The sequence below is a fragment of the Neobacillus sp. BF23-41 genome, assembly GCF_041106275.1.
The window spans coordinates 98,127-122,556 of record NZ_JBGBPR010000015.1 but is presented as its reverse complement, the minus strand read 5'-3'; the positions used below and the strand labels follow the sequence as shown (position 1 = coordinate 122,556).

The 24,430-nt window shown below is 38.7% G+C and carries 28 protein-coding genes and 2 pseudogenes; 21 read left to right on the top strand and 9 right to left on the bottom strand.

Annotated features, from left to right (window positions below; all coding sequences use genetic code 11):
• The 3 genes and pseudogenes from AB7942_RS21010 to AB7942_RS21000 form a co-directional block, all read left to right on the top strand.
• On the top strand, window positions 1-549 hold a 549-nt coding region (locus tag AB7942_RS21010; protein ID WP_369448376.1), incomplete at its 5' end, for a hypothetical protein.
• A 91-nt stretch (window positions 550-640) separates the two neighbouring features.
• A pseudogene (locus tag AB7942_RS21005) lies at window positions 641-874 on the top strand (aldo/keto reductase); the annotation flags it as partial.
• 228 nt (window positions 875-1,102) lie between these two features.
• The gene (locus AB7942_RS21000; RefSeq protein ID WP_168244567.1) at window positions 1,103-1,651 is read left to right on the top strand and encodes a TetR/AcrR family transcriptional regulator; all 549 of its coding nucleotides are present in this window, start codon (window positions 1,103-1,105) and stop codon (window positions 1,649-1,651) included.
• 944 nt (window positions 1,652-2,595) lie between these two features.
• On the opposite strand, the pseudogene AB7942_RS20995 reads toward AB7942_RS21000, so the two are convergent.
• Window positions 2,596-2,883: pseudogene (locus tag AB7942_RS20995) on the bottom strand (YolD-like family protein).
• Between the two features lie 844 nt (window positions 2,884-3,727).
• Between AB7942_RS20995 and AB7942_RS20990 the strand changes: the two are divergent.
• From AB7942_RS20990 to AB7942_RS20970, 5 genes are all read left to right on the top strand, one after another.
• Window positions 3,728-4,579: an ArdC family protein gene (locus AB7942_RS20990; protein WP_369448375.1), complete on the top strand. Its 852-nt coding sequence runs from the start codon at window positions 3,728-3,730 to the stop codon at window positions 4,577-4,579.
• A 125-nt stretch (window positions 4,580-4,704) separates the two neighbouring features.
• Window positions 4,705-4,902 (top strand): hypothetical protein, encoded by a 198-nt coding sequence (locus AB7942_RS20985; RefSeq protein ID WP_369448374.1) that lies wholly within the window; start codon window positions 4,705-4,707, stop codon window positions 4,900-4,902.
• 59 nt (window positions 4,903-4,961) lie between these two features.
• Complete coding sequence (locus AB7942_RS20980; protein WP_369448373.1) at window positions 4,962-5,105, top strand: hypothetical protein; 144 nt, start codon at window positions 4,962-4,964, stop codon at window positions 5,103-5,105.
• A gap of 137 nt (window positions 5,106-5,242) precedes the next feature.
• A complete protein-coding gene (locus tag AB7942_RS20975) occupies window positions 5,243-5,653 on the top strand; it encodes a hypothetical protein (protein WP_369448372.1) in 411 nt (136 codons plus the stop codon).
• 60 nt (window positions 5,654-5,713) lie between these two features.
• Window positions 5,714-5,965 carry an amino acid decarboxylase gene (locus AB7942_RS20970; protein WP_369448371.1) on the top strand — a complete coding sequence of 84 codons (252 nt, stop codon included), beginning with the start codon at window positions 5,714-5,716 and terminating at the stop codon, window positions 5,963-5,965.
• Here AB7942_RS20970 and AB7942_RS20965 read toward each other — a convergent pair.
• Entirely contained in the window at window positions 5,958-6,662 is a 705-nt protein-coding gene (locus AB7942_RS20965; RefSeq protein WP_369448370.1) for a Crp/Fnr family transcriptional regulator, read from the bottom strand. The genes AB7942_RS20970 and AB7942_RS20965 overlap by 8 nt on opposite strands.
• A gap of 158 nt (window positions 6,663-6,820) precedes the next feature.
• Between AB7942_RS20965 and AB7942_RS20960 the strand changes: the two genes are divergently transcribed.
• The 4 genes from AB7942_RS20960 (at window position 6,821) to AB7942_RS20945 (ending at window position 9,116) form a co-directional block, all read left to right on the top strand.
• Window positions 6,821-7,030 carry a heavy-metal-associated domain-containing protein gene (locus AB7942_RS20960; protein WP_088085779.1) on the top strand — a complete coding sequence of 70 codons (210 nt, stop codon included), beginning with the start codon at window positions 6,821-6,823 and terminating at the stop codon, window positions 7,028-7,030.
• Between the two features lie 261 nt (window positions 7,031-7,291).
• The gene (locus AB7942_RS20955) at window positions 7,292-7,591 is read left to right on the top strand and encodes a DUF5658 family protein (RefSeq protein WP_369448369.1); all 300 of its coding nucleotides are present in this window, start codon (window positions 7,292-7,294) and stop codon (window positions 7,589-7,591) included.
• A gap of 107 nt (window positions 7,592-7,698) precedes the next feature.
• Window positions 7,699-8,844, top strand: coding sequence for a DEAD/DEAH box helicase (locus tag AB7942_RS20950; RefSeq protein WP_168242199.1), 1,146 nt, complete (start codon window positions 7,699-7,701; stop codon window positions 8,842-8,844).
• A gap of 137 nt (window positions 8,845-8,981) precedes the next feature.
• Window positions 8,982-9,116, top strand: coding sequence for a hypothetical protein (locus AB7942_RS20945; RefSeq protein WP_256942271.1), 135 nt, complete (start codon window positions 8,982-8,984; stop codon window positions 9,114-9,116).
• 87 nt (window positions 9,117-9,203) lie between these two features.
• Here AB7942_RS20945 and AB7942_RS20940 read toward each other — a convergent pair whose 3' ends face one another.
• The 3 genes from AB7942_RS20940 to AB7942_RS20930 all read right to left on the bottom strand — a co-directional run bounded on the left by AB7942_RS20940 (window position 9,204) and on the right by AB7942_RS20930 (window position 11,630).
• Complete coding sequence (locus AB7942_RS20940) at window positions 9,204-10,739, bottom strand: FAD-dependent oxidoreductase (protein ID WP_369448368.1); 1,536 nt, start codon at window positions 10,737-10,739, stop codon at window positions 9,204-9,206.
• Between the two features lie 246 nt (window positions 10,740-10,985).
• Window positions 10,986-11,132 carry a hypothetical protein gene (locus AB7942_RS20935; protein WP_168242201.1) on the bottom strand — a complete coding sequence of 49 codons (147 nt, stop codon included), beginning with the start codon at window positions 11,130-11,132 and terminating at the stop codon, window positions 10,986-10,988.
• A 114-nt stretch (window positions 11,133-11,246) separates the two neighbouring features.
• Complete coding sequence (locus tag AB7942_RS20930) at window positions 11,247-11,630, bottom strand: DUF1360 domain-containing protein (RefSeq protein WP_098930067.1); 384 nt, start codon at window positions 11,628-11,630, stop codon at window positions 11,247-11,249.
• Between the two features lie 110 nt (window positions 11,631-11,740).
• Between AB7942_RS20930 and safA the strand changes: the two genes are divergently transcribed.
• The 9 genes from safA (at window position 11,741) to AB7942_RS20885 (ending at window position 20,100) form a co-directional block, all read left to right on the top strand.
• Window positions 11,741-12,355, top strand: coding sequence for a SafA/ExsA family spore coat assembly protein (gene safA, locus AB7942_RS20925; protein ID WP_369448367.1), 615 nt, complete (start codon window positions 11,741-11,743; stop codon window positions 12,353-12,355).
• A 149-nt stretch (window positions 12,356-12,504) separates the two neighbouring features.
• Window positions 12,505-12,852, top strand: coding sequence for a lmo0954 family membrane protein (locus AB7942_RS20920; protein WP_088085786.1), 348 nt, complete (start codon window positions 12,505-12,507; stop codon window positions 12,850-12,852).
• Window positions 12,853-12,873: 21 nt separating this feature from the next.
• Entirely contained in the window at window positions 12,874-13,518 is a 645-nt protein-coding gene (locus AB7942_RS20915; RefSeq protein WP_369448366.1) for a PspA/IM30 family protein, read from the top strand.
• A 155-nt stretch (window positions 13,519-13,673) separates the two neighbouring features.
• Window positions 13,674-14,408 (top strand): cell wall-active antibiotics response protein LiaF, encoded by a 735-nt coding sequence (gene liaF, locus AB7942_RS20910; protein ID WP_088085788.1) that lies wholly within the window; start codon window positions 13,674-13,676, stop codon window positions 14,406-14,408.
• The gene (locus AB7942_RS20905; protein ID WP_088085789.1) at window positions 14,405-15,463 is read left to right on the top strand and encodes a sensor histidine kinase; all 1,059 of its coding nucleotides are present in this window, start codon (window positions 14,405-14,407) and stop codon (window positions 15,461-15,463) included. Before liaF ends, AB7942_RS20905 begins: the two co-directional genes overlap by 4 nt.
• Window positions 15,456-16,088, top strand: a complete 633-nt coding sequence (locus tag AB7942_RS20900) for a response regulator transcription factor (RefSeq protein ID WP_098930058.1) — start codon at window positions 15,456-15,458, stop codon at window positions 16,086-16,088. Before AB7942_RS20905 ends, AB7942_RS20900 begins: the two co-directional genes overlap by 8 nt.
• Window positions 16,089-16,358: 270 nt before the next feature.
• On the top strand, window positions 16,359-17,693 hold the full coding sequence (locus tag AB7942_RS20895) for a polysaccharide biosynthesis protein (protein ID WP_335399478.1): 1,335 nt from the start codon (window positions 16,359-16,361) through the stop codon (window positions 17,691-17,693).
• 87 nt (window positions 17,694-17,780) lie between these two features.
• The gene (locus AB7942_RS20890) at window positions 17,781-18,308 is read left to right on the top strand and encodes an RNA polymerase sigma factor (protein WP_369448365.1); all 528 of its coding nucleotides are present in this window, start codon (window positions 17,781-17,783) and stop codon (window positions 18,306-18,308) included.
• 43 nt (window positions 18,309-18,351) lie between these two features.
• Window positions 18,352-20,100, top strand: a complete 1,749-nt coding sequence (locus tag AB7942_RS20885) for an aromatic amino acid hydroxylase (RefSeq protein ID WP_369448364.1) — start codon at window positions 18,352-18,354, stop codon at window positions 20,098-20,100.
• A gap of 189 nt (window positions 20,101-20,289) precedes the next feature.
• Here AB7942_RS20885 and AB7942_RS20880 read toward each other — a convergent pair whose 3' ends face one another.
• The 4 genes from AB7942_RS20880 to AB7942_RS20865 all read right to left on the bottom strand — a co-directional run bounded on the left by AB7942_RS20880 (window position 20,290) and on the right by AB7942_RS20865 (window position 24,378).
• A complete protein-coding gene (locus AB7942_RS20880) occupies window positions 20,290-20,925 on the bottom strand; it encodes a Bax inhibitor-1/YccA family protein (RefSeq protein WP_088085794.1) in 636 nt (211 codons plus the stop codon).
• A gap of 48 nt (window positions 20,926-20,973) precedes the next feature.
• Window positions 20,974-21,369: a large conductance mechanosensitive channel protein MscL gene (mscL, locus tag AB7942_RS20875; RefSeq protein WP_369448363.1), complete on the bottom strand. Its 396-nt coding sequence runs from the start codon at window positions 21,367-21,369 to the stop codon at window positions 20,974-20,976.
• Between the two features lie 161 nt (window positions 21,370-21,530).
• Window positions 21,531-22,763 (bottom strand): aminopeptidase, encoded by a 1,233-nt coding sequence (locus AB7942_RS20870; RefSeq protein ID WP_369448362.1) that lies wholly within the window; start codon window positions 22,761-22,763, stop codon window positions 21,531-21,533.
• A 346-nt stretch (window positions 22,764-23,109) separates the two neighbouring features.
• Complete coding sequence (locus AB7942_RS20865; protein ID WP_335440091.1) at window positions 23,110-24,378, bottom strand: MDR family MFS transporter; 1,269 nt, start codon at window positions 24,376-24,378, stop codon at window positions 23,110-23,112.
• Window positions 24,379-24,430: the final 52 nt, after the last annotated feature.

The window sequence follows — 24,430 nt, the reverse complement described above, 5'->3', positions numbered from 1 at the left end:
GCATCTGTTACTTCCTTTGGTCAACCGGATTGGCGTACTGCCTTTACGCCCGATCGTATCGCGATTGAGACCCTCTCTGGGGAAACCGTCCGCGAGAAATACGATCCTAGGACCTTGTTTGCTAACCATACGATGAACACACCGTGGGACCCGCTTCATCGAGCATATTTCAACGGGTACGCAATGTGGACATACCTGACAACGCCTTTTTTCATGGTCATGCCAGGATTCGAGGTCAGCGAAATCCCCCCATTGCAAGAGGGCAACGAGCTCTGGCACGGTTTGCGTGTGCGCTTTCCCGAACACGTCGCCAGTCATAGCAAGGAGCAAGACTTCTACTTTGGCGATGATTTACTACTACGCAGGCACGACTACCATGTCGATGTTTCAGGTGGCTTTCCAGCGGCGCAATATGTCTACGACTTCATTGAGATCGAAGGGCTTCGTTTCCCGACAAAACGCCGCGCATATCTTCGTGGACCCAATCTGGAGCCAGTTAAGGATCTGCTGCTAGTCTCGATTGATCTCAGCAACTTCCGGTTCAGTTGAACTCATTGTGCTTGGTTATAGGACACTCGGATCCTTATGGACGTCCAATTCGACGTAGGGAAAAGGAAGAGGGAAAAATCAGAGCGATCGGTGTCTCGGCGTTTATGAGGAGAACCTGGAAAAAATCGAGGAAGTTCGTAAAATTGCCGGTGAAAAAGGGACTGAAGTTGCCCATGTCGTTCTTGCCTGGTATTTAACCCGTGAAGCCATTGACGTCATCATTCCGGGAGCAAAAAGGACAGAACAAGTCTTGCAAAATCTGAAAACACTGGAAGTACATTTAACGAATGAAGAAATTCAAGAAATTGACCGGATTTTTTCCTGAAAATAGTATAATGGCCTTTGAAAACACTCATCTGAGTGTTTTTTCTTATAATTTTTAAGACATTAGGCATCCGCAAAAACCTACACAATTTGTTAAATATCTACGACTATTTTTGTATTTTTGAGAAATAAAGCGAAAATGATTGTAATGCTATACTGACACAAGAAGAGGAGAGGATGAAATCGGACTGCACTTGACACTTACCTACTAGTAGGTTATGATGCAATCATGGAAAATAGAAAAACACAAATTATCGATCTGGCACTTAAATTAATACGTGAAAAAGGTTATGTAGCCATTAGCTATGATGATTTATCCAAAATATTGGGTGTGACGAAAGCAAGCATCCATTATCATTTTGAAAAAAAGGAGGATTTGGGAGTTGCCGTTACCGAACGGGTGCTTCAAAATTTGCAGGACTTTTCCTCGTTCATTACAAATTCTAACCTGACTGTTGAAGAAAAAATCAAGAATTTTTATGAGAGACAAATTGTTTTATGTGACGGTGGGATATGCCCCGTATCATCTCTCCAGTCTGATTATGAATCCCTTCCTGAAAAAATAAGGCAAAATGTAGAGGAAATCAGTCAGTTAGAAATAACGATTTTTAAAAATATTCTTAAGGTAACACTGGAAAATAGGGGAGCCAAAGAAATTGAATCATTAGCTTTTGCCATAGTGTCTTGTATAAAAGGAGCAATACAATACGAAAGGGTACTGGGAAAGCAGATATTGACGCAAGCAATGAATGAAATATACCGCCTTTTAAAAGGTTAAAAGGCGGTTTTAAGCGAGCAAACTTACCAGCCTCCAAGAAGGTAAAAAAATTAAAACCATCCTTTTCTATAATTCTAGCTTCGGCTGTCTTAACAATTTACATATGGAAAATAGCATGGGCAGCTATGCCACAGAATTTAGTAAACGGAATCCGGAAATGGGAAAATTGGATGGTCCATCATGAAGATTGATTATGCAAAAGCCCCAGAAGGCTGAAGTAAAAACCTACTCTGGGAGGTAATCTGATTCTACATTTCATCTTTGCATATACATAAAAATATTGAATGAATTGGATTAGTTGGAACGCCGTATGCTGGGAAACTCGCCTGTACGGTGTGAAGTGGGGGAAAGGATGAAGAATTTTAACAAAAACTTCTGACAAATAAGATGTGCTGGATAGTATAAATGACTATCCTGTTTTTATTAGGAATAGGTTTTATCATTTAAGAATTTTAGAACGACATTTATTACGCCTTTAACTCTCTAAAAATCCGTTTAAAGATTTGAAATGATAAAGTGTTGAAATAATAAACCACTCATTGTAGATGATATCTTCTTTGTTTCTATTCCTCCCATTTAAAAGCCCTTCTCAGCTTGAGCATACATTCTCCACATTTTGCTGGAAGGGCTAAATTCATAACTAACACAAACAATGAAAAAATTCAGCGTTTAATTCGTTATATTAACTTCATTTTTATCGATTTCTTCCATTTGCTTTAATCTATTCTTTATGTGTTTGTTGGAAATAAATAACATTGCGATGAATATAATTAGACATCCACCCATAATCAACAAGAAAAATTGCAACCAAGTATTGAGAACTGAAAACTCCATTCAAATCCCCCTCGATTTAATGACTTGTCTCTAATTATTTCTATGTATGTAAAAAAAATCCTCCTATTGAAGTACAATAATTATAGATTTGAACTTTTTAAGGTAAGTATTTATTTGACCTTTACATTGGTTATGGAAAAGAAATCAAGATTAGTGATGGATTCAAATTCATCTTGGATTTGAATTCTTTTATTTAAAGAATCAATTTTCATTACAAATCCAATACGGGAAGTAAAAAATCCGTCTTTCCATGTAGTAATTTCTAAAAGTAATTTGGTTTACATGCTATTAGATAATAGCTGTTCCATCTCTTCTATTTTCATTTCATCCAGCAGTGGTCTAGGAGTTTTTTGATCATTCTTCCAAAGATCCTTTAACATTTTGATGGATTCCGGCATGAAAAAACCATGCCACTTCTTCATTCCACGATCTTTATGATCTTTATTCATTAAAAAATCTCCCTTTTTATTTATTTAAGGAACATTTGTTCTTATTATTCGATGGGTATGTTATGAAAATTTTAGATATGTCTACATCCTCTTTTCGTTTTTTTATCAGTCATGCAGCCTTAAGGCTGCGATTTTTCTTCAGAAATCATGCCGTTAAAATTTAAGGTTAAAAGCATACAGAAAGACTTTGGGCGGCAGCACTACAGACTGATCAGAAAGGAAAAGACAACTTTCTGTCATTCCGTACGTGTCGCTTCGGCATTAAATGGACCGATAACCACGGTCTGTACGGCTTACGCCTACATTCCGTAGGTTCCTGTTCCATTTACGGCTCACACCGCCATACCGAACGAGCCGAAAATCGGAAAACTGGAAAATCAAAAGATTAAAAGATCAAGAGAATAAATGACAAAAGGAGAGCAGCCGAAACGGCTGCTTTTCTTGCTTATTTTTCCCTTTTGCCTTCCGAATCGTAAAACAACGCAAGCCTTCTAAGCTTCCAGCCGGCAGGACACCCGAACCTTTCCGGCTAGAAGCTAAGAAGGCTAGTCAATCGGTCAAGGGGCAAAAAACTTTTTTGCTTAAAGGCGTTATCACAACAGCAAAAAACTTTTTGTGCGAAGAGCACCCTTGACCCATTGTCTATGCGTGTTTTTCGTTCTACTTGCAAAAGGGGAAAAATCATCCCCCTTTGGGGAACTTACTCGCTTCGCAAGTCAAAAGGGAAAAGAAAATCATTAGACCAAACATCAAAAATCTAAAATCATTAGCAAATCAAAGGAGGAAAAACAAGATGGCAAAAAGCGTGTATGAAATCATTACAGAAAAAATCATCGAAAAATTAGAAAAGGGCGTTGTACCGTGGCGCAGGCCGTGGACCAATTCAAATGCGGTCAACTGGAAAACACAAAAACCATACCGGGGAATCAATTTATTTCTAGTGGAGCCGGGGGAATATGCTTCGAAAAAACAGATTTTAGAAGCGGGTGGACGAATTAAAAAAGATGATCTAAAACATTCCCATATCATTGTCTATTGGCTTTGGAAAGAGAAGGAGGACGAAGAAACAAAGGAGAAAAAGACGTTTGCCAAACCTTTCTATTATCGAGTTTGGGAAATTAATAAACAGTGTACCGGCTTAGAAATTAAAAGAAGGATTGAAACCTTTGATCATGACCCCATCGAAAAAGCGGAGGAAATTTTTAAAGGATATATCAACGCACCAGACTACACGTTTCAATCGGGTAAGGCAGTCTATTACCCGAAATGGGATAGAATTAATTGCCCACCGATCAAAGATTATAAGGTTCCGGAGGAATTTTATTGCACTTTATTTCACGAAATGGCACACAGCACCGGACATCAAAGCCGTTTAGCGCGCCAAGGTATTATGACTGAAGGTGTTGCATTCGGAGATGAGATTTATTCGAAAGAGGAATTAGTCGCTGAAATGGGTGCGGCGATGTTGTGCGGAATGGCTGGAATTGATAACAGCACTTTAGAAAATAGCGCTAGTTATATAGACTCATGGCTAAGAGCTTTGAAAAAAGAAAGCCGTTTAGTTTTACAAGCAGCTGCTCAAGCACAGAAAGCAGCCGATTATATTTTAGGAGAAACAATGGCACATTCGATAGACGAAAACTAAAAGGAAATAGTCACTCATTAAATCACAAGCACAAATTTCACTGGCTGACAGTTCAGCCGGTGAATGGATAAAACGAACAGGTTGAACTAAATCCATAGTATGCTAATAAAAGGAGTGAAACCAATATGAAGGTTTTTCGAGTAATTTATTTTGCAAAAGGCTTACAAAGAGTATCAATTGTAGTGGCTAAAAGCAAAGAACAAGCAAAAAAACTGGTTTCTAAAGACTTTAATAGGAAAGATTATTACGAATTAAATCGTATCCAAGAATGTGAACTGACTACGGAAAATATTATTCATACCGAAGTGATAGAAATTGTTTGATACAAATTACTAATTAAGAGAACAAGATCCGGCTATATTCTAGCCGGTGAAGCTCACGGATGGAGGAAAAAAACATTCGTTTTTTCCTTGATGAAAGCAGGCACCGGGCCTGCTTGACGGTTGCTGCAGCAAACCTAAAACCTTTAATCAATAATTCGAGGAAAAAAAGAGGTTTGAAAGTAGGCTGGGCTGAAAACCTTTAAAATTAAGAGATTAAAAGAATAAAGGATAACAGGAAAAATGCATATTTTTGTTACACCTGTTTGTAAATCAAATGGAGCAATGGATTTCTCATTGGGGTGAAAAGTTCAAAAAAACAGGATCAAAGGAGAGGAACTGAATGAAAACTTGTCCATATTGCGGCAGTCATATCGAAAGAATGGATCATCAGTATTACTTTTGTAATTTTTGTTGCATGAATATTGATATCAGGATTGTTAAAGAGAATTACGAACGATTAGACGTTCGATTTCGTGATTTTGTTTTGGCTGCTCAGATTGATAAGACGACACCGGAAATCAGGACATTATCCACCTTTGAGCTGTTGTATTTGCTGAAAATGATCCGAAAAGAACGGAATGATATGTACCATCATATGCAGCTTTTTCACCGGGCAGGTAAAGAAGGAATCACAGGATATAATGAAGTGGAAAAAGAAACAGGCCGTGATTATATGTATTACACAAAAAAAGCGTTTGTCGTGGAAAATATCATTCGGACCCGTTTAGGGTATGTACCGGAATTCCATTAAAGAAGAATGGTGATAAACTGAAGCATAAACTTAAACTTTTAACAAAGGGGAGCGAGAACTATGTTTGGAATAGTTGATAAAAAAGCAGTCATGGATATCCGCGAGCGCATTGCAAAGGGGGAACATCCGCGACGAGAAATAATAAATTTTGTGAAAGCTGCACCTGTAGGAACCTTATTTGAAATTCATTTGCCACATCGTGGTGAACCGCTTATTGGCAGTTTGCAATCAATAGGAATGAATGTAATTGTCAACGAAATTGAACCCATGCATTTTAGACTAATGGCAATAAAGTTAGATGAAATTAACTAATACCTGCGATCTGTTTAAGCCGGTGCAACTCTAGAATCTGTATTTGGCGGCGTCCGTCCATGCTAATCAGCTTTTGCGACATGAACGACAACAACCTTCTGCTTACCGATTCTGGAGTTGTTCCAATATAACTAGCTAAATCCTTTTTTGTGATTGGCAAGGAAAAGGTCCCGTTCTTAGCGATCATTTTATCATGAAAGAGAATAAGTGCTCTTGCAAGCCGTTGTTCAACCTCTAGTAAACTTAGGAGACCAACCGACTCATCTGCTTCAAATAGCCTGTCATTTACAGCTAGTAAGAATTGGTAGGACAACTCCGCGTTATTTTCCATTGTTTTAAGAAAGTCCTTTTTTTCGATATAACAAATAACCGTTGAAGATCCCACGGCTTCTGCATTCATATAGTGTTTTTCATTTTTTAATAATGAAAATAATCCAAAGAAATCCCCAGGGAACAGCAATCTAACAATTTGTTCTTTCCCTTCTGGGGACATTTTTGTTAACTTGATCAGTCCTTCATTGACAACGAATAATGTTTCCGAATGTTCTCCTTCTCGAAAAATAAATTCTCCTTTCACAAAGCTTCTGCTTCTCGTTACCTTTTGCAGCTGTTGACGATCCGCTTCCTTCATTCCTTTAAAAACAGGTACGGATGTAATGCACGATGATTCCTGAGAGCAGCAATGGTTACAACACATTCTTAAGTCACTCCTCCACATTTCTATTAACTTTATAGTATCTGTTTTGATCATTCCTTGTAGTGATTTACATCAATTCTGTTTTTCTTGATATAGGTCAATGTTAATGAGAACGATTCGCATTACAATAAAAGAAAACAAGAGGTGATTTAATTCAAATGAGTATCATGGAATTGGCGTTGAATGAGGTCGCATGTTCAGGATGTATCGGGAAGATTAAAAGAGAGATGCAAAGAACCAATGGGATTGAAAAAGTAAAGATCATGTCCGGTAGTGGAAAAATAAAAATAAGCTTCAATGAAAATATTATTCATTCGGAGGAAATTAATCGTAATCTGTATAAAATGACCTTGCGAACATTTGATTAAAGGCTGCTCCTTGTGGGCAGTTTTTTTTTGAAAATAAAAACTATATTAAGAACGGAAAATTCGTTATAATATTAACATTAAAGAGTCAAGGATATGTGTTGTAATAATACTTTCAGAAACTAAGGCTGTTGACTCATGCAGCTCTTTTATATCACTTTCCTGTTCGTTTTTAAGAATAAACGAAGAACTTTTTAGGTATCAGCATAGATATCATTAGAAATAATGGAGACTAATTGAACTAATTCATTTGAGGTGGAAATAATGAGACTCTGTTTCTTTTTACTAGTTGCCGGACTGTTGGATGCTGTTTTAACCCATTTTGGAATTGTTTCAGGTATAGTTGAAGAGGGAAATCCAATGATGAAGCTAGTAATTGAAAAAAGCTGGTCCTATTTTTACATCATAAAAATCTTTCTGCCTCTCTTGTTGCTTGGTTTGTGCTACTTGCGACCACTAAAAGGGTGGATTCGGACTCTTTTGGTTTCCACTTGTGTTCTTTATCTCTCCGTCCTGGTATATCATATGGTGTGGATTGTCCTCTATTTTAATACTGCATCATGACTTTTCCTCTTTTCTCAACTAGACACTCCAAGGTTATTCAGTTAGTATCAATACGATATGGAAAGACAAATAATAAGAAAAATGATTTTTATATAAAGGAGTTCAATATGTTAAATACCTTAAAACCATACTTGCAGGAAGCCTGGGAAAAGTCAGGATTTCAACAGCCGACTTCCATTCAAGAAGCCGCTATTCCAATGATTCTTGAAGGCAAGAATTTAATTGCCGAGTCACCGACAGGTACGGGAAAAACGCTGGCTTATTTGCTGCCATTGTTAGATAAAATGGACCCAAGTCTACAATCTTTGCAAGCGGTTGTGTTAGCTTCTTCGCAAGAGCTAGTAATGCAGGTCTATCAAGAATTTCAAAAATGGTCGGAAGGCAGCGGAATAAGGGGCACTTCGATTATTGGCGGAGCCAATATGAAACGCCAACTTGAAAAATTAAAGAAACGCCCGCATGTTATTTTTGCAACACCTGGTCGTTTATTTGAACTGATCAAACAGAAAAAGGTGAAAATGCATGAAGTAAAATTGGTTGTTCTCGATGAGGGTGATCAATTACTTATTCACGAGCATCTTAATACTGTCCAAAACATTGTAAAATCAACCATGAGTGACCGCCAAGTTGTTTTGTTTTCTGCTACAATGAAACCGGCAACAGAGAAATTGGCAAAAGAAATGACGAAGGACCCGGAAGTTCTTCGCATCGAAAAGGATGAACTTGCTTCGTCTGGAGAAGTCGAGCATATTTATTTTTCATGTGATCCAAGAGATAAGATCAAGCTCCTCGAAAAAATCACACGCTTAGAAAATAGTAAATCACTTGCGTTTATAAATGATATTGGTGAAATTGAAGTATTTAAGGAAAAATTACATTTTAAAGATTTATCGATCGGAATCTTGCATAGCGACATGAAAAAGCTTGAAAGGCAGGCTGCATTAAAGTCTTTCCGTGATGGCAAAATGAACATGCTTATTGCTACAGATGTGGCGGCGAGAGGACTTGATATCCAAGGGGTTACCCATGTGGTCAATATCGATTCTCCGAAGGATATATCCCAATATGTGCACAGGGCTGGAAGAACAGGAAGAATGGGTGCAAATGGGATTGTAATCTCGCTTGTTACCGAAAGGGAAGAAAGAGAATTGAAACAGTATTGCCGTGAGTTAAACGTTCCGGTTCATAAAAGAGTGTTTTACAAAGGCCTGATTTCTGAAGAAGGACAAAGAGACCAGAAATTACGGAGATAATGGCGAACTTACATCCAAAGAACTAGTATTATGAGCAAATGACTAAATTTAGAAAAAGCTCCAGTCCTTGAAAAAGAATAAGACTAATTATTTTCACTCATACTATCAATGTATTTCTCGAAAAAGGAGATGGTAGTGTGGGAAGACAGAAGCTTGGTAATGCAAATGCTCAGCGTAATAATAATCGCAAAAAACCAATGAGAGATAGTGAAGAACTGGTTGAATTTACAACTGGAGAAGCACTAAAACATAACCGTCCAAATAGTAAATAACAAAGTGCGCCTCCTTTTTAATAAGGGAGGCGCTTTTTCTATGGGAGATCATCACATTTGTAGATATCTTGTTAAACACGACGAAAATCACTCTTCTGCAAGTAATTTAAGAGCTTTTTTAGCAGGACCCTCAATAACATCGCCTGAATAGGCATAACGTGAACCATGGCACGGGCAATCCCAAGATTTTTCAGCATGATTCCATTCACACTCACAGCCAAGATGGGTGCAGGTGGTGTCGACAACATAAAGTTTACCGTTTTCATCCTTATAGCCGCCGGCCCTTTTTCCGTTATACATGACAACGGAGCCTTCACCCACCTGTAAATCATCTGTGGACTTATCCGTATACTCAAGTTTGCCTTTAATTAGATGTTTTGCCACATCTGCATTGGTTGTGATGACACTCTTTAAGTCGGGATCAGCTTGGAATCTGGACGGTGTATAGAGCTCCATATATGGGTTGTCCCTTTCCATAACATAATCGGTCAACAAGTGACCTGCGAGAATCCCTGTTGTCATGCCCCATTTTTTATAACCCGTGGCCACTAAAACATTCTCACGGCCTTCAGTATAATGCCCGATATATGGAAGTTTGTCTAGTGTAACCATATCCTGAGCGGACCAGCGATAATCGTACTCCTTAATCCCAAAAACCTCTTCAGCAAACGTTTCGAGTGCTTCATAATGCTTCAGGGTATCCATTCCTTGCCCCGTTTTATGATTTTCACCACCGATGATCAATAACTTTTCCTTTTCCCCATTCAGCGGTGTATAACGAATCGATCGAGGTGGGTTATCGGCGCTGATATACATGCCACCAGGGTAATCCTTAGCTGTTTTTATCCCGATTGCGTAAGACCTGCTCGCATACATTCTCGCAAAATAAAGCCCTGGTTTATCATAAAAAGGGAAATGGGAGGCAATAATCACATGCTTGCATGAAACTCTATGCCCAGATTTAGTAACAACCTTTGGTTCCGTATCATCGTCCTCTATGTCTGAAGCGACTGTATTCTCATAAACAGAACAGCCCGCCTTAACCGCTTCATCTAGAAGTGCTTTTAGAAATTTAAGGGGATGATATTGCGCTTGATTGCGCATCATGAGAGCGCCTTTTGCAGGAATATTAAAGGGGATCGTATCCTTTAAAGCTCCATCGATTTCTAGACTTTTATACGCTTCCCATTCCGTTTTAAGCTTGTCGACATACTCATCTGTCGTTGCATAAACATAGGCGTCTTGCTTACTGAAATCACAATCAATTCCCTTTTCCTCCACGCAGCTTTCGACAAATCGAATGGCGTTCATATGTGATTCATAATAAAGCCGTGCTTTTTCTATTCCAAAATGATTTATTAATTCATCATAAATTAGGCTATGCTGTGCCGTTAATTTTGCAGTTGTGTGGCCAGTAGTCCCATTCAAGACACTGCCTGCTTCTAAGAGAGCCACCTTTAAGCCTTCCTTTGACAGTAAATAGGCAGCGCTAATTCCAGATATCCCTGCACCAACAATCGCAACATCCACAGAAAGATCTTGTTCTAATGATTCAAAAGCAGGTAATTCTATTTCACGCCAATACGTTTTTGGGAATTTTGGGATTTTTTCAGATGAACTCATATATACTCCTCCAGCCTAAAAAAATGACATCAAATTTAATTTTTCCAAAAGTGATAAAATTAATGTAGGTATGGAAATATTTCCTTAATCGCAAAAAAAGAACCTTGCTTTATGCATGGTTCTTCCCGATATATATTAAGATGTTTAATAATGACGAATCCGTGGTCTACAGAATCTGAATTAACTGAGCAAGATGCCGAAGCATATGACAAACCTTAAACTTGGCTTTGACTGAATTAGAAAGAATCATTCCTCTTTATCAATTTTTAATGGATCAATACGGGTAGAGTCTTCAGTATTTAAGGCGCTTCTGACGAAATGGAAAAATGTTCCTCCAATGCAGCCGAGAAAAAAGACAAAACCAATCGTTGTGACCCACCAAATTGCAGACATTGTATTCCCCCTTTGTCTAGCTTAAGCATTAATTTCTTAAGCTTTTCTAAAGATATATGCATAAGGGGGGAGGATTTTTCCTATGAATCACTGATGGAAATATACTATTTTATATTAGTCTTTTTTCTTAAGTGCGGCATAGTAGTCAACTTTTTTGATATTAACGCCGACAAAGGTTTCGATAATCGACTGGCCGCCGGCAATCGAGAAAATTAAAATAACCACATAGGTAATACGCGGAAAGAGCAAATATGCTCCACCAAGTAAAAAAGCGCTCCAAACACCAGCACACCAATAACATTTCAATAAATAACCAAACATAGATGTTGGAACTTCCTTGGTTTCCACTCCATCGTCCGTTTCTACTTTTACTTTCTTAACAAAAGGTCTACGGATAAATTCAGTTATTTTATCAAAGACAATTAAATGAGTTAAACGGTAGCTCGCTAGAATTAACATGATATAGGTCATCCATGAGATATCTTCCACGTCTTCCATCCTCCAAAATCCACTTGGTCTCTCCCTAATGGACAGCTTCATTTTATTTTTCATTTCCCTGTATATTTTGAGCCTGAAATCAAAATTATATATTCGGAGGAGGCGAAAAAATGAAAAAATCTTTTTGGTTTAGTTTTCTGTTTTTATTATCACTATTCTGTATTCCAAGTGTGTCTTTTGCCCAGCAAATTCACACCGTTCAGCCGGGGGACACACTTTGGAAAATCGCAGTTAGGTATCAAGTTGGAATTTCCGAAATTATTGCGGCAAACCGACAATTTTCGAATCCAAATCTAATTTATCCAGGTCAAAAGGTTACTATCCCAAGTTTCGATGCTGTAAAAAGTACAGAAAGCCAGGTAATCCAGTTAACCAATCAGGAGCGTGCAAAAAATGGTTTGAAGGCATTAACACCTGATTGGGAGCTCTCAAGGGTCGCTCGTTATAAAGCCAATGACATGAGAGATAAAAACTATTTCAGTCATACCAGTCCAACGTATGGCAGTCCGTTTGCTATGATGAAAAGCTTTGGGATCTCCTACCGTTCAGCTGCTGAAAACATTGCAGCAGGGCAAACGACACCGGCTTCAGTCGTTCAAGCTTGGATGAATAGCTCCGGTCACAGGGCAAATATTTTAAGCACGAGATCTACCTATATTGGGGTTGGCTACGCACAGGGTGGCTCACAAAGACACTATTGGGTACAGATGTTTATTTCTAAGTAAGACAAGAGGGTCAGTTTCTTAAGCATTTCGCTTAGGGACTGGCCCTTTCTACGTCTTAGGACCGATATGAAAATCAAGCTCAAGCGCAATTATGATAAACAATGAAAAGAGGTAAGATGAAATCAAGATAAAGAAAGGAGCAAAACAAAATGAAAAAATTTGGTTTACTGTTAGCAGGTGGAATTGCAGCGATAATCTTGCTTTCCACAATTGGTCCAATGGTGGGGTTACTCGTCAGCTTAGTACTCCTATACTTCATATTCAAACAGTTCTTAAAAGCTGAATCGACAGGAGGAAAAATTGGGCTTGGGATCATTGGATTCATTGTCCTCATCGCATCCATTCATAACGCTCCAGCAATTATAGGGATTGCAGCAGCTTATGTGTTATACCTTGTTTATAAAAAATGGAATGAGAAAAAGCACACAACCGTGAAGGAAGAAAATGACCCATTTGTTAATTTTGAAAAACAGTGGAATGAATTGAAAAATAATTAAGAAATAAAGGAGAGAATAAACATGACAAACTTATTTACAAGAATTAAAAACACGATTACAGCAGATTTACACCAGGCACTTGATCAAAAAGATAAACAAAATCCAATTGCTTTATTAAATCAATACCTACGCCAGTGTGAGCAAGAAACAGAGAAAGTTAGAAAGCTATTAGAACGTCAATACACACTTAAAGATGAATTTACAAGAGAATATCAGCAAGCGTCCCAGTTAGCTGAAAAAAGAAAGTACCAAGCTGAAATTGCTTCTAAAGCAGGAGAATCAGAACTTTATCAGTTTGCCTCTGCAGAGCATCAGCAATATGCAGACCGTGCAAGCCGCTTGAGTGCATCACTTGAACAAGTAAAGAGTCAACTAGTAGAATTAGAAAGAAAGTATGAAGAAATGAAGCACAAGCTAAAAGATATGCACCTAAAACGGATGGAATTAATGGGCCGTGAAAATGTAACACGAGCGAACCTCCAAATCAACCAGGTGCTTGATTCTAATACCTATTCAGATAAATCCTACTCGAAGTTTAAAGATATTGAAAATTATCTTGACCGTTTAGAGCATCAAGTGAATAGCTCATACTATCGCAATACGATCGATGCTCGAGTTGCACAACTAGAAAAGGAAATGAAATTAGAAGAAAGCAAGTCCATTTAAATCCAAAACATGGTATGCTAAATAAAAAAGCGGAAGCGCCCCTAGGCGCTGGAGCTAGACACGAAAGGCGTAGGATTTCTGCGCCTTTTGGCCATAAACAATAGTAATACAAACTATAAAAGAGTTATCCAGATGGTTATAAGGGAGGGTGGACCATGTTTAAAAATACTAAAAATGATTATATAGGCTGGCTGGTCATTATCGGTGCGATCATTTTAGTCATGGAAATACTATTTTTTAACAGTGGGCTAATTTTCTCTCTTTTTATCTCTGGAGGCATGATTTACCTCGGCCGCAAACGAGCGGGGAAAAAGAAGGGGAAAATACTTTTTATCGGCGGGATTATTTTCTTAGTCCTTAGTCTCTTAAATATGATGACGTTTAAGTTTTTACTAGTCGCGATATTACTGCACTTTTTTATTCAATTTTTAAATGCCAAAAAGAAACCTAAGAAAATCTCACCTGAAATCACGAAAATCGAACCAACCTCCGATGAAGAAACAATGATAAAGTCAGAACCTCTGTTTGAAAATATCGTCCTTGGTCAGCAAAAGACACCCCCGGGTGCCTACGAATGGAATGATGTAAATATTCAGGCAGGGATCGGTGATACCATCATTGATCTGAGCTTTACGATGCTGCCTAAAGGGGAAACGGTTATCTTTATTCGCAATCTGATAGGGAATATACAAATCCTTGTTCCTTATGATATTGATGTTAGTGTCCAGCATTCATGCATCATGGGTTCAACGACTGTTTTCGAGCACCATGACTCTAAACTTTTCAATCGAGTATTACACCTAAAAACACCAGGATATGAGACAGCTGAGCACAAAGTGAAAATTTTCACCTCGCTCATGGTTGGAAATTTAGAGGTGAGCAGGATATGAGCACAACCCAGCGTAAAATTTTCTGGAGTGTTGGCTTTTCCTTTTTTCTTGCGATTATTGTCAGTGCCATTTTTATTTTCGTTTTCCCACTAAGCAGTTGGGCGGAATTGTGGAGTAAACATTTCATGAATGTTCCGTTTGTAATCTTTATCCCTGCCTTTAGCATTGCCGTTGGGATTCTCTTAGGTGCAGTCTCTGGGGTGTTTTGGAGGAGGCAGTTTCTATCCATTGAACACTCCTTGCATCTATTAGAGGAAGGAAAACAAATAGAAGTAGTTAAGGAGAAACCTGCTATCTCAGAAATGCAGCTCATTGCAAACCGAATTGAGAAAATCGGCAAACAAATGTCTGAACAAGCGAAGCTTTCGCAGCGATTAGCCACTGAAAAAGTGGAAGACCTTGAAGGAAGAATCCAAGAAATTATTGAACAGGAACGAAACCGATTGGCCCGTGAACTGCATGATTCTGTCAGTCAGCAATTATTTGCTGCTTCGATGATGATGTCAGCAATCAACGAAACTAAACAGCAATCACCAGTAGAAAATGACCGCGAAGCAAAACAATTGAAATTAGTCGAAGAAATGATTCACCAATCACAGTTGGAAATGCGTGCCCTGCTTTTACATTTACGGCCCGTTGCCTTAAAAAATAAAACACTTCAAGAAGGAATTGAAGAGCTATTAATCGAATTATCACAAAAGGTTGAGATGGATATTAAATGGAAGACAGAGGTTTTTCCGTTAGATAAAGGAGTAGAGGATCATCTTTTCCGTATCCTCCAAGAGTCGATCTCAAATACGTTAAGACATTCGAAAGCCAATAAACTCGAAGTTCTGATGGTGAAACGGGATGATCTTGTCATCTTAAGGATTATTGATGACGGAATAGGTTTTAATGTAAACGAGATGAAAGCAGGTTCCTATGGAATGCAAAATATGCATGAGCGTGCAGTAGAAGTAGGCGGCACGTTAAAAGTAGTTAGTGTAAAAAATCAAGGAACAAGGCTGGAAGTGAAGGTTCCGGTGATGATTAATGGAGATGGTGCCAATGATTAGAGTCGTATTTGTTGATGATCATGAAATGGTTAGAATCGGAGTTTCTTCTTATTTATCAGCGCAGCCAGACATTGAGGTAGTTGGAGAAGCTGACGATGGAAAAAAAGGTGTGGAGCTTGCCCTCGAACTTCGCCCTGATATCATTCTAATGGATTTAGTGATGAAGGAAATGGACGGCATTGAAGCGACAAAGCAAATCATTGAACAGTGGCCGGAAGCAAAGGTCATTATCGTGACAAGCTTTTTGGACGATGAAAAAGTTTATCCTGCACTTGAAGCAGGGGCAACCAGCTACATGCTGAAGACCTCTAAAGCGGGTGAAATTGCGAATGCAGTCCGTGCTACATATCATGGACAATCGGTCCTTGAACCGGAAGTAACCGGAAAAATGATGGTGAAGATGCGTCAAAAAAATACACATTTGCCGCACGAAGACCTTACTACCCGTGAAATCGAAATATTATTATTAATGGCAGAAGGCAAAACCAATCAAGACATTGCTGATGAGTTATTTATTGCCCTCAAAACCGTCAAAACCCATGTCAGTAATATTTTGAGCAAGTTGAACGTCCAAGATAGAACGCAAGCGGTCATTTATGCATTTAAGCATTCATTAATTAAATAAATTTCGAATGTGCTGCCGACTAGCACTGTACATCAGTTTCCGTTTATTGATTGGATCGGATTATATCCAACCTGGGAAACGACGATTACACAGTTATTATTAGTCATGGTTATTGTTTTATTAACATGGATGATCAGAAAAAAAACAGTAATGGTGAACGTTTAAAGGGCTGCGAGCCCTTTTTTTCGTTCTCCTAAAAATTTTTCTCTAATAATCAAAGAACTTGTCTCATAAGTTTATAAAAGTGAGATGAGTATGGAGGAGAAAAAATTGGCTATTTATTATAAGGGGATCTTCTTTTTAGCTGTAGCTGCTTTTTTGGGGGAAGGTATTGAAGTTTTAGTAAATATGATTCTTGCTCGTGAGTTAGGACCACACGGACTAGGTCTGTATATGTCCATTTTGCCATCGATCTTCTTAATTGTGTTACTATCCAGCTTTGAGTTGCCTGTATCGATTTCAAAATTTATTGCTGAAAGGGAAGACCGTTATCACCGAAATATCCTTCATCATGCGATTACGATTACGATTGTGTTCTCGGCTGTCCTTTTTTTAGCAGCTACTGTAATCATTCCGTTTATTCCTGTGTTTGACAAATATCATCCATACGTAAGATGGCTTGTTTTGATCTTAATACCAATCATTTCCTTCACCTCCGTCGCGAGGGGATATTTTATGGGCAAGCAGCAAATGGGGAAAATAGCAGTCTCAAATTTTTTAAGGAAAACGATTCAACTTTCAGGACTGTTCCTCCTTTTCCGGTTCTTTGCTTTCGACACAGCTGAGTCAGTGTTAATCGCGATTGGTACGTTTATAGGAAGCGAGATAGTTGTGTTCCTTTATTTAATATACATGTTTATTATCCAATTTCAGCAATTGAAGCGACAACCATTTTCTAATATGAAACGCAAGGTAGTTCAGAAAAATCTAATGGCAGTTTCGATTCCAACAACAGGTCTTCGCTTGTTTTCTGCTTTTACTGGTGCAATACAGCCCTTTATCATTAAGGCAGCGTTGGTTCGTTCTGGCTTGAGCGATACATTAGCGACAGAGCAATTTGGAATGCTGATGGGGGTGGCCATTTCGATAGGCTTTTTTCCGGGTTTTATTGCTCACTCGTTAATGGTAGTTCTAATCCCAGCTGTGTCAAAGACACACGCAGAGGGTGATTACCAAAGGCTCCAAAAAATGCTTCAACAGGTGATGAAGCTAACCTTTGTATATGGGGTCGCATCCGTAGCTATTTTCTACTTCTTTGCACCAGAGTTAACGTCGCTATTTTTTAAATCAGAAACACCTGCCCTATTTTTACAATTGCTTTGGCCATTTTTCTTATTTCACTTTTTTATCATGCCGATGCAGGCCTTTTTGTTTGGACTTAATCTACTTAAAGAGACCTTCATTCATATCATTTGGTCGACGATCATCTCTTTTTCAATCATTCTATTGCTTGCAGCGATGCCTGAATGGAGAATGAATGGCGTTATTATTGGGATGAATACAGGCGCTGTTTTGCTAGCCCTCATGCATTATCTAACGATCTGCAAGAAAATTGGCGTCAGTATTTTTATGAAAGGCTTCATTCAAAATACTACTGAGCGATAAACTCCTGAGAAATTTTCTGTACAACTGTAGGGGGGAATGCTGTCAATTCCGTCTAATAGAATGTAGATCATTTTAAAGATGGAAAGGATGGAGAACATGCTTGCTGGAATTGTCCCATCATTTGAAGAAGTGGTAATGGAACATGGAAGATCCATTTATAAATATATTTTGTCTTTAGTGAAGCATAAAGAACTTGCAGAGGACATCTATCAAGAGGTATTACTCTCAGCTTATTTAGCATATCCTTCAATTAAAGAGCAATCTAAATACAAAGGATGGTTTTTTACGATTGCAATCAATAAATGCCGTGATTATTGGCGGAGGGAAAATAAATCTAAGCAATTTTGGAAGGAAGGAGTTTATTCCTATTCAGCCTCATTCGAACCAAGCGTCATTCCAGAAGAGGAAGTCTTACATAAATTTTCTGCTGAACAGATGGCTGAAAAGGTAAACCTATTACCGGAAATTTATCGTTATCCTATATATCTTTATTACTATCAAAATTTCTCACTCATTGAAATCGCGAAGAAAAGTAATCTGCCAATGTCGACAGTAAAAACCAGAATGAAAAGAGCGAAGGAGAGACTTCGCCCAAAAATGCAATCACTCGCATAATTGCTTCATTAAAGAATATTCTTTGCAAAGGAGAATGTTGAAGATGACAGGAAATGAAACAAAAAGGTCTCCGGTACAGTTACTTCCGTATATTTCAAAGCAATATTACAACCGTTATACGCCTATCGATCATGCGGTATGGCGTTTTGTCATGAAACAAAATCATTACTTTTTAAAAGATATCGCTCATCCCGCATATGTGAATGGCCTTAACGATTCAGGAATTAAAACTGAATCGATTCCAAAAGTAGATGACATGAATACCAGTCTAGCAAAAGTGGGCTGGGGGGCCGTCACGATTGCTGGGTTAATTCCTGGCACAGCGTTTTATGGCTTTCTTGCAAATTGTATTTTACCAATTGCAACGGAAATAAGAAAAATACAAAACATTGCCTATACCCCTGCACCGGATATGATCCATGAGGCAGCTGGACACGCGCCCATTTTATTAGATAAATCATATCGAGAATTTGTTAAGAAAATCGGCGAAATGGGAGCAAAAGCACTCTCCAGTAAAGAGAAGCTAGAGGTATTTAAAGCAGTTCGTCATTTAACGATTGTTGCCGAAGATCCAAATTCTACACCAGAGCAGGTTAAAGAGGCAGAAAAACTGGTAGCAGAAGCAAGAAAGAAGGTCAAAGGTCTATCAGAGGCCGATCAAGTTTCAAGGCTTTTTTGGTGGACGGTAGAATATGGATTAGTTGGTGACCTAAACAATCCGAAAATTTATGGAGCAGGCCTACTATCATCAGTAGGTGAGAGTCAAAGTTGTCTTACTGATGATGTCAAAAAGATCCCATTCTCAGTAGAAGAATGTATTAAGACACCATATGATGTCACAAAGCCGCAGCCGCAACTATTTGTTTGTAAGAACTTTGATGAACTGGCAGCGGCTATTGATCAATTTGCTTCTACCATGGCATTTCAAAAAGGTGGAACGGAAAGCCTAGAAAAAGCTTTGCAATCTGATAATCTCGCAACCTTTGTCTTCTCATCAGGGTTGCAAGTGACTGGCACACTAACAACGATATTGAAGGATGATAAAGGGGAAGCTGTTTATATCAGAACGAAGGGTCCTACAGCACTATCGCTGGATAAGAAACAATTAGAGGACCATGGCAGAGAGACACATCATAAAGGCTTTGGGACACCCATAGGAAGACTTGAAGGAAAGAAGGTAATTGAGAATTGCTCGCTTGATCAATTAAAGGATTTAGGCATTATTGAAGGAAGCGAAGCAGTATTAAAATTTGAAAGTGGTGTCAATGTAAAGGGGATCGTGAAAACTATTTTGTTGTCTGCAGGTAATCCGATTTTAATCTCATTTAAGGATTGCCAAGTAAAATTCAAGGATCAAGTCCTTTTTGAACCATCTTGGGGGACCTATGATATGGCGGTGGGAGCAGAAATAACCTCTGTTTTTGCAGGCGCGGCTGACCCGGACGGTTACTTTGACTGGCCAGCAATAGAGGAAACAAATGTTGTAGAGGAAACAGAAGTACAGCAGAATTGGAATCAACTAGAAAAGCTATATGAGGAAATCCGAAGTTTACGTGAGAGTCCGGTGTGGAATGAACAGAGTTGGTCCAGCTTGGAAAAAGTAATATCAACTTTAGATAAGCAGTACCCCAATGAGTGGTTAGTGAGGCTTGAAATACTAGAACTCTATAAGAAGCACAATGGCAGCCATCCCAACGTTAAGCGTATAACTGAAATGTTACTGAAAAAAAACTGGGAAAAATCAATAAAGCAGGTGATTCAGCGCGGATTCACGTTAATATATAATAGCTAAACGTAAAAGGAGCTTGGATACCCAAGCTCCTTTCTCATACTGTCTAGCTCTAGCGCCCAACGGCTAGTGGACTTCGCTCTCCGCCCTACGATAGGTCAACATCGGCTCGCTCCGCTCACCGTGTTTCCTTTATCTCAGTTGGAGCGCTCCAGTCCATATGCCGCTAAACGGACGCTTCCGCTTTTCTAGTTAATCCTTGCTTGAAAGAATCCCCAAAATACGAAGGATGCTGACGAAAAGGTTAATAAAATCCAAGTATAGGTTCAATGCCATCAATGGGACTTCTTCAGGTCTTACCCCGTAATGCTTCATTCGGCTGAAATCAAAGAGGACATACCCACTAAATACTAATACGCCGATAAAGGAGTAAGCAAGCATCCCTGTAGAGCCTAATGGAAAGAAGATATTAAAAATGGAAATGGCCACTAATGCAAGCAAGGCAGCAAGCAGGAATCCTCCTAAAAAGGAAAAGTTTTGTTTTGATTTAGTCGCATAAATTGCAACACCTGTAAAAACAACCGTTGTACTGGCGAATGCCATAACCACCACGTTTGCACCAGCAGTAGCTAAATAATAAGCTACGATAGGGTAAAGGGTTATTCCAGATATAAATGTAAAAATGTATAAGAATGAATAAGAAATCGCCTTTTTGCGTCTGAAAAAGAAGGCAACCATGAGCATGACAAATTCTAAAATAGCTAATGGCATAAATAGGCTAGATGGAACAAATACTCCTGCCATTGTACCCAAGAATGCAATCGCAAGCGAAAGGGCAAATGTTCGTAAAACAGATGGCAAAAATTCAGTAGATGTTTGAGTATACAAATTTTTCACCTCAAAAATTATTTATTACTAACATATACGAGGATATGGTCAAGATGTTTCATTTTTTCTTAAAAAATCTTTATCTTCTTTTAATAAATCGCGAATTTCTGCTAAAAGCTCTTCCGTTCGGTCCACTTTCGCAACAACCGCTGCTGGTTCCTCTTTCTTTTTAAATCGGTTTAGAAATTTCACAAATAGAAAAATTGAAAAAGAAATGATTAAGAAATCAACAACTGTTTGAATAAACTGTCCGTATTTTAATTTTCCATAGGCAAGATTAGAAAAATCAAAATCAACGCCTCCAATGATTACCCCAACTAAAGGCATAATTATATCGGCGACAAGAGATGAAACTATTTTTCCAAATGCTGCACCGATAATAACACCGACTGCTAAATCAATAACATTGCCTTTCATGGCAAACTGTTTAAATTCATTCCACATAAAAAACATCCTCCAAACTTTTTTTTATAGTTAGAAAAAAGAGCAGGAAGTCCTGCTCTTTTGTTCAGCGTTAAGCAAGTAAAAGTTATCTGAACTTAGATAACTTCTAGCTCAAGTGCTCCAGGCCATACGCCGCTGAACAGGGCGCTTTAGCTTCCTTATTAAAAAGCCCAGTTTCCGCCTCGAAATACGGGTTCTGTTTTGCCATCAGCGGTGATTCCATCGATGTCCATCTCCGTGGAACCAATCATGAAATCAACGTGGGTGATACTTTCGTTCAGACCGTTCTCTTTCAATTCTTCGGAAGACATTTTCTTGCCGCCTTCAATACAAAAAGCATAGGCACTGCCGATCGCTAAATGGTTTGAGGCATTTTCATCAAACAATGTATTGAAGAAAAGGACATTTGATTGGGAAATGGGTGAGTTATATGGTACAAGTGCAACCTCCCCAAGATAATGTGAGCCTTCGTCTGTATCGACAAGACGCTTAAGGATTTCTTCGCCTTCTTCGGCTTTTACCCCAACAATTTTTCCATTTTCGAACGTAATCGAAAAGCGGTCAATAATATTTCCACCATAGCTTAAAGGCTTTGTGCTAGCAACTGTTCCATTAACACCTGTTTTATAAGGAACAGTGAACACTTCTTCTGTCGGCATGTTGGCCATAAACTCGAAGCCTTTCTCATTTACACTGCCTGCGCCCACCCAGATGTGTTTTTCAGGAAGTTCAATTGTTAAATCTGTACCAGGAGCTGTGTAATGGAGCTTTTGGTATCTTTTTTCATTTAAATAATGAACTTTTTCATGAAGGGTCTCATCATGGTTTTTCCAAGCTTCTACTGGATTTTGAACGTCTGCACGCACGGCTTTGAAAATCGCATCCCAAAGTTTGCTTACTTGGTTTTCAGCAGGCTCATCCGGGAAAACTTTAGCTGCCCATGCCGGCGCGGCAGCTGCAATAACAGTCCAACTCACCTTATCTGATTGTGCTGCCTTCCGGTACTTCGCCAGTGCTTTTCCAGCAGCTTTATTGAAGTTGGCAATCCGTTCTGGATTCACGCCTTTTAGCAAATCAGGGCTAGTGGAAATAACCGACATAAAGGCAGCGCCTTGATCTGCTAGATCTTCCATTTCTTTGGCACGCCAAACAGGGTACTCAAGGAATGCCTCCTCGGGAGCTAAGTCATATTTTGTTCTCGTAACGGTATCGTCGTTCCAGTTAACGATGACATTTTGTGCACCAGTTTCGTATGCCTTTTTAACAATCAGACGAACAAATTCGGCCGCATCTAAGGTGGCGTTTACGACTAAGGTTTGACCCTTCTGAACATTTACGCCCACTTTAACGGCTAGTTCAGCATATTTTTCAAGGTTTTTTTGAAATTCACTCATATGTACGTCTCCTTTTCTTCTGAATCTTCCTTTATTGTAGCGTTTCCAATTGTAAAAAGAAACTGAAAGCCATTACGCAAAAGGATACCTGATAAAAACAAAAAAACAGTAAAGATTTTCATCTTTACTGTAACTTACTGCCGTATACTTTTATATTTAAATAAACACCTGCGGAAAATAGGACTAAAAATGTAATAATTCCTGACAATGAAGTTGGAGCCATGAACTGGGATAATTCCATTGTTTCCACCGCCCTTATAATATTAACTTTTGTAAGTTAATTATAATACAAATTAGGCAAATGTGAACATTTTAGTACAATTTTTTATGAATTATTGACCCTTTTTTACATCTGTGTTCCTATTTTTTGCTTTTCAAACGAATAAAACATTACCCAATACATCCCAGCACTTGAAAGAGCAAGAATCGCTATGACGGAAAATGTCCAACCATAACCAAGCAATACCGTCAGTGGAATGGCAAGCGGTGCAATGGTACGGCTGATTGTAAATCGTAAGCTAGCAGCCGCGAAATATTGACCTCGCATATGCTCAGGAGCAAGTCTCGACACAAAGCTTTGCTGGAGCCCAGCCCCCATTAATTCAGCGAAGGTGAAAACCGCCATGGCAACCATTAACCCCCAAATCCACGTGGTTTGACTAAAAAGAATAATGGAAATGGCGTAAACAACAGACGAGAGAACAAATACATTCCGTTCATAATATTTACTCATCCACTTTGTGACGATAACGGTCAACAGTGCAACGAGGAAACCATTTTCCGCGAGCACCAATCCAAATGCCTGCTCACCATTAACCGAAAACGTCCAATTCCCTAATGAAAAAAGACTTTGAGATTCGAAGACATCCTTTATATAAACTGGAATTAATAAGTCCAATTGCATAAATGTTTGCCCAGCTAATACCCCAGCAAGAATAAAGAGCAGAAAGGTTTTATCACTAACAATCAGTGAATAATCCTTCAGTTGATTTTTTAAAAAGTAATACCATTTCTCGTCAGGCGAAAATGCGTTATTTTTAACTGGAACCGTTTCTCGAATCCATTTGGCTAATATAAGTCCCAAGGAAATACATACTATCCCAGCTACAAGTAAGAGTTGGAACCGGTAATGAACATAAAAAATAGCACCTAGAATAGGGCCAATCACAACTGCAATATTAATAGATGTATAAAAAATAGCAAACACATTACTTCGGTCTTTTTCATCGACAACATCTGCTACCATCGCTTGACTGGCTGGCCAGTAAAAAGAACCGAACACACCGGCCACTGCAAAGGCTGCAAACCCCATCCATGGGGATTGAAACCAGGGGGAACTTGCGAAGGCAAAGGCTATAAACGAAAGTCCCTGACCGATAGCGGACAAAACCATCATTCGCTTCCGCCCGAACCGGTCGGCACAGTATCCGCCCATAAGGTTAGCCAATACAGAAAAAATTTGTGAAAAAACTAGTAATAATCCTGCTTTACTTTTACCGAACTCTTCTGCAAAATAAATCGTTAAGAAAGGAAAAAACATCCAAAAGGTAATGTTCATCATCCCTTCGCTAAACAGGCGAACTTTTAAATTAGGATCCCAATCCCTAATCCTCATACATTGTCCTCGTTTCTAAATTTTTGACCGTACCATCATACTTTCTAACTGG

Excerpts from the sequence above, each read along its gene's own strand:
- AB7942_RS20960 (WP_088085779.1), top strand. The coding sequence starts at position 6,821 with ATGAGTATCATGGAATTGGCGTTGAATGAGGTCGCATGTTCAGGATGT.
- safA (WP_369448367.1), top strand. The coding sequence starts at position 11,741 with ATGAAAAAATCTTTTTGGTTTAGTTTTCTGTTTTTATTATCACTATTC.
- AB7942_RS20885 (WP_369448364.1), top strand. The coding sequence starts at position 18,352 with ATGACAGGAAATGAAACAAAAAGGTCTCCGGTACAGTTACTTCCGTAT.
- mscL (WP_369448363.1), bottom strand. The coding sequence starts at position 21,369 with ATGTGGAATGAATTTAAACAGTTTGCCATGAAAGGCAATGTTATTGAT.
- AB7942_RS20940 (WP_369448368.1), bottom strand. The coding sequence starts at position 10,739 with ATGAGTTCATCTGAAAAAATCCCAAAATTCCCAAAAACGTATTGGCGT.
- AB7942_RS20985 (WP_369448374.1), top strand. The coding sequence starts at position 4,705 with ATGAAGGTTTTTCGAGTAATTTATTTTGCAAAAGGCTTACAAAGAGTA.
- AB7942_RS20870 (WP_369448362.1), bottom strand. The coding sequence starts at position 22,763 with ATGAGTGAATTTCAAAAAAACCTTGAAAAATATGCTGAACTAGCCGTT.
- AB7942_RS20970 (WP_369448371.1), top strand. The coding sequence starts at position 5,714 with ATGTTTGGAATAGTTGATAAAAAAGCAGTCATGGATATCCGCGAGCGC.
- AB7942_RS20930 (WP_098930067.1), bottom strand. The coding sequence starts at position 11,630 with ATGGAAGACGTGGAAGATATCTCATGGATGACCTATATCATGTTAATT.
- AB7942_RS20955 (WP_369448369.1), top strand. The coding sequence starts at position 7,292 with ATGAGACTCTGTTTCTTTTTACTAGTTGCCGGACTGTTGGATGCTGTT.
- AB7942_RS20950 (WP_168242199.1), top strand. The coding sequence starts at position 7,699 with ATGTTAAATACCTTAAAACCATACTTGCAGGAAGCCTGGGAAAAGTCA.
- AB7942_RS20980 (WP_369448373.1), top strand. The coding sequence starts at position 4,962 with ATGGAGGAAAAAAACATTCGTTTTTTCCTTGATGAAAGCAGGCACCGG.
- AB7942_RS20890 (WP_369448365.1), top strand. The coding sequence starts at position 17,781 with ATGGAGAACATGCTTGCTGGAATTGTCCCATCATTTGAAGAAGTGGTA.
- AB7942_RS20900 (WP_098930058.1), top strand. The coding sequence starts at position 15,456 with ATGATTAGAGTCGTATTTGTTGATGATCATGAAATGGTTAGAATCGGA.
- AB7942_RS20865 (WP_335440091.1), bottom strand. The coding sequence starts at position 24,378 with ATGAGGATTAGGGATTGGGATCCTAATTTAAAAGTTCGCCTGTTTAGC.
- AB7942_RS20935 (WP_168242201.1), bottom strand. The coding sequence starts at position 11,132 with ATGTCTGCAATTTGGTGGGTCACAACGATTGGTTTTGTCTTTTTTCTC.
- AB7942_RS20920 (WP_088085786.1), top strand. The coding sequence starts at position 12,505 with ATGAAAAAATTTGGTTTACTGTTAGCAGGTGGAATTGCAGCGATAATC.
- AB7942_RS20975 (WP_369448372.1), top strand. The coding sequence starts at position 5,243 with ATGAAAACTTGTCCATATTGCGGCAGTCATATCGAAAGAATGGATCAT.
- AB7942_RS20965 (WP_369448370.1), bottom strand. The coding sequence starts at position 6,662 with ATGTGTTGTAACCATTGCTGCTCTCAGGAATCATCGTGCATTACATCC.
- AB7942_RS21000 (WP_168244567.1), top strand. The coding sequence starts at position 1,103 with ATGGAAAATAGAAAAACACAAATTATCGATCTGGCACTTAAATTAATA.
- liaF (WP_088085788.1), top strand. The coding sequence starts at position 13,674 with ATGTTTAAAAATACTAAAAATGATTATATAGGCTGGCTGGTCATTATC.
- AB7942_RS20990 (WP_369448375.1), top strand. The coding sequence starts at position 3,728 with ATGGCAAAAAGCGTGTATGAAATCATTACAGAAAAAATCATCGAAAAA.
- AB7942_RS20905 (WP_088085789.1), top strand. The coding sequence starts at position 14,405 with ATGAGCACAACCCAGCGTAAAATTTTCTGGAGTGTTGGCTTTTCCTTT.
- AB7942_RS20915 (WP_369448366.1), top strand. The coding sequence starts at position 12,874 with ATGACAAACTTATTTACAAGAATTAAAAACACGATTACAGCAGATTTA.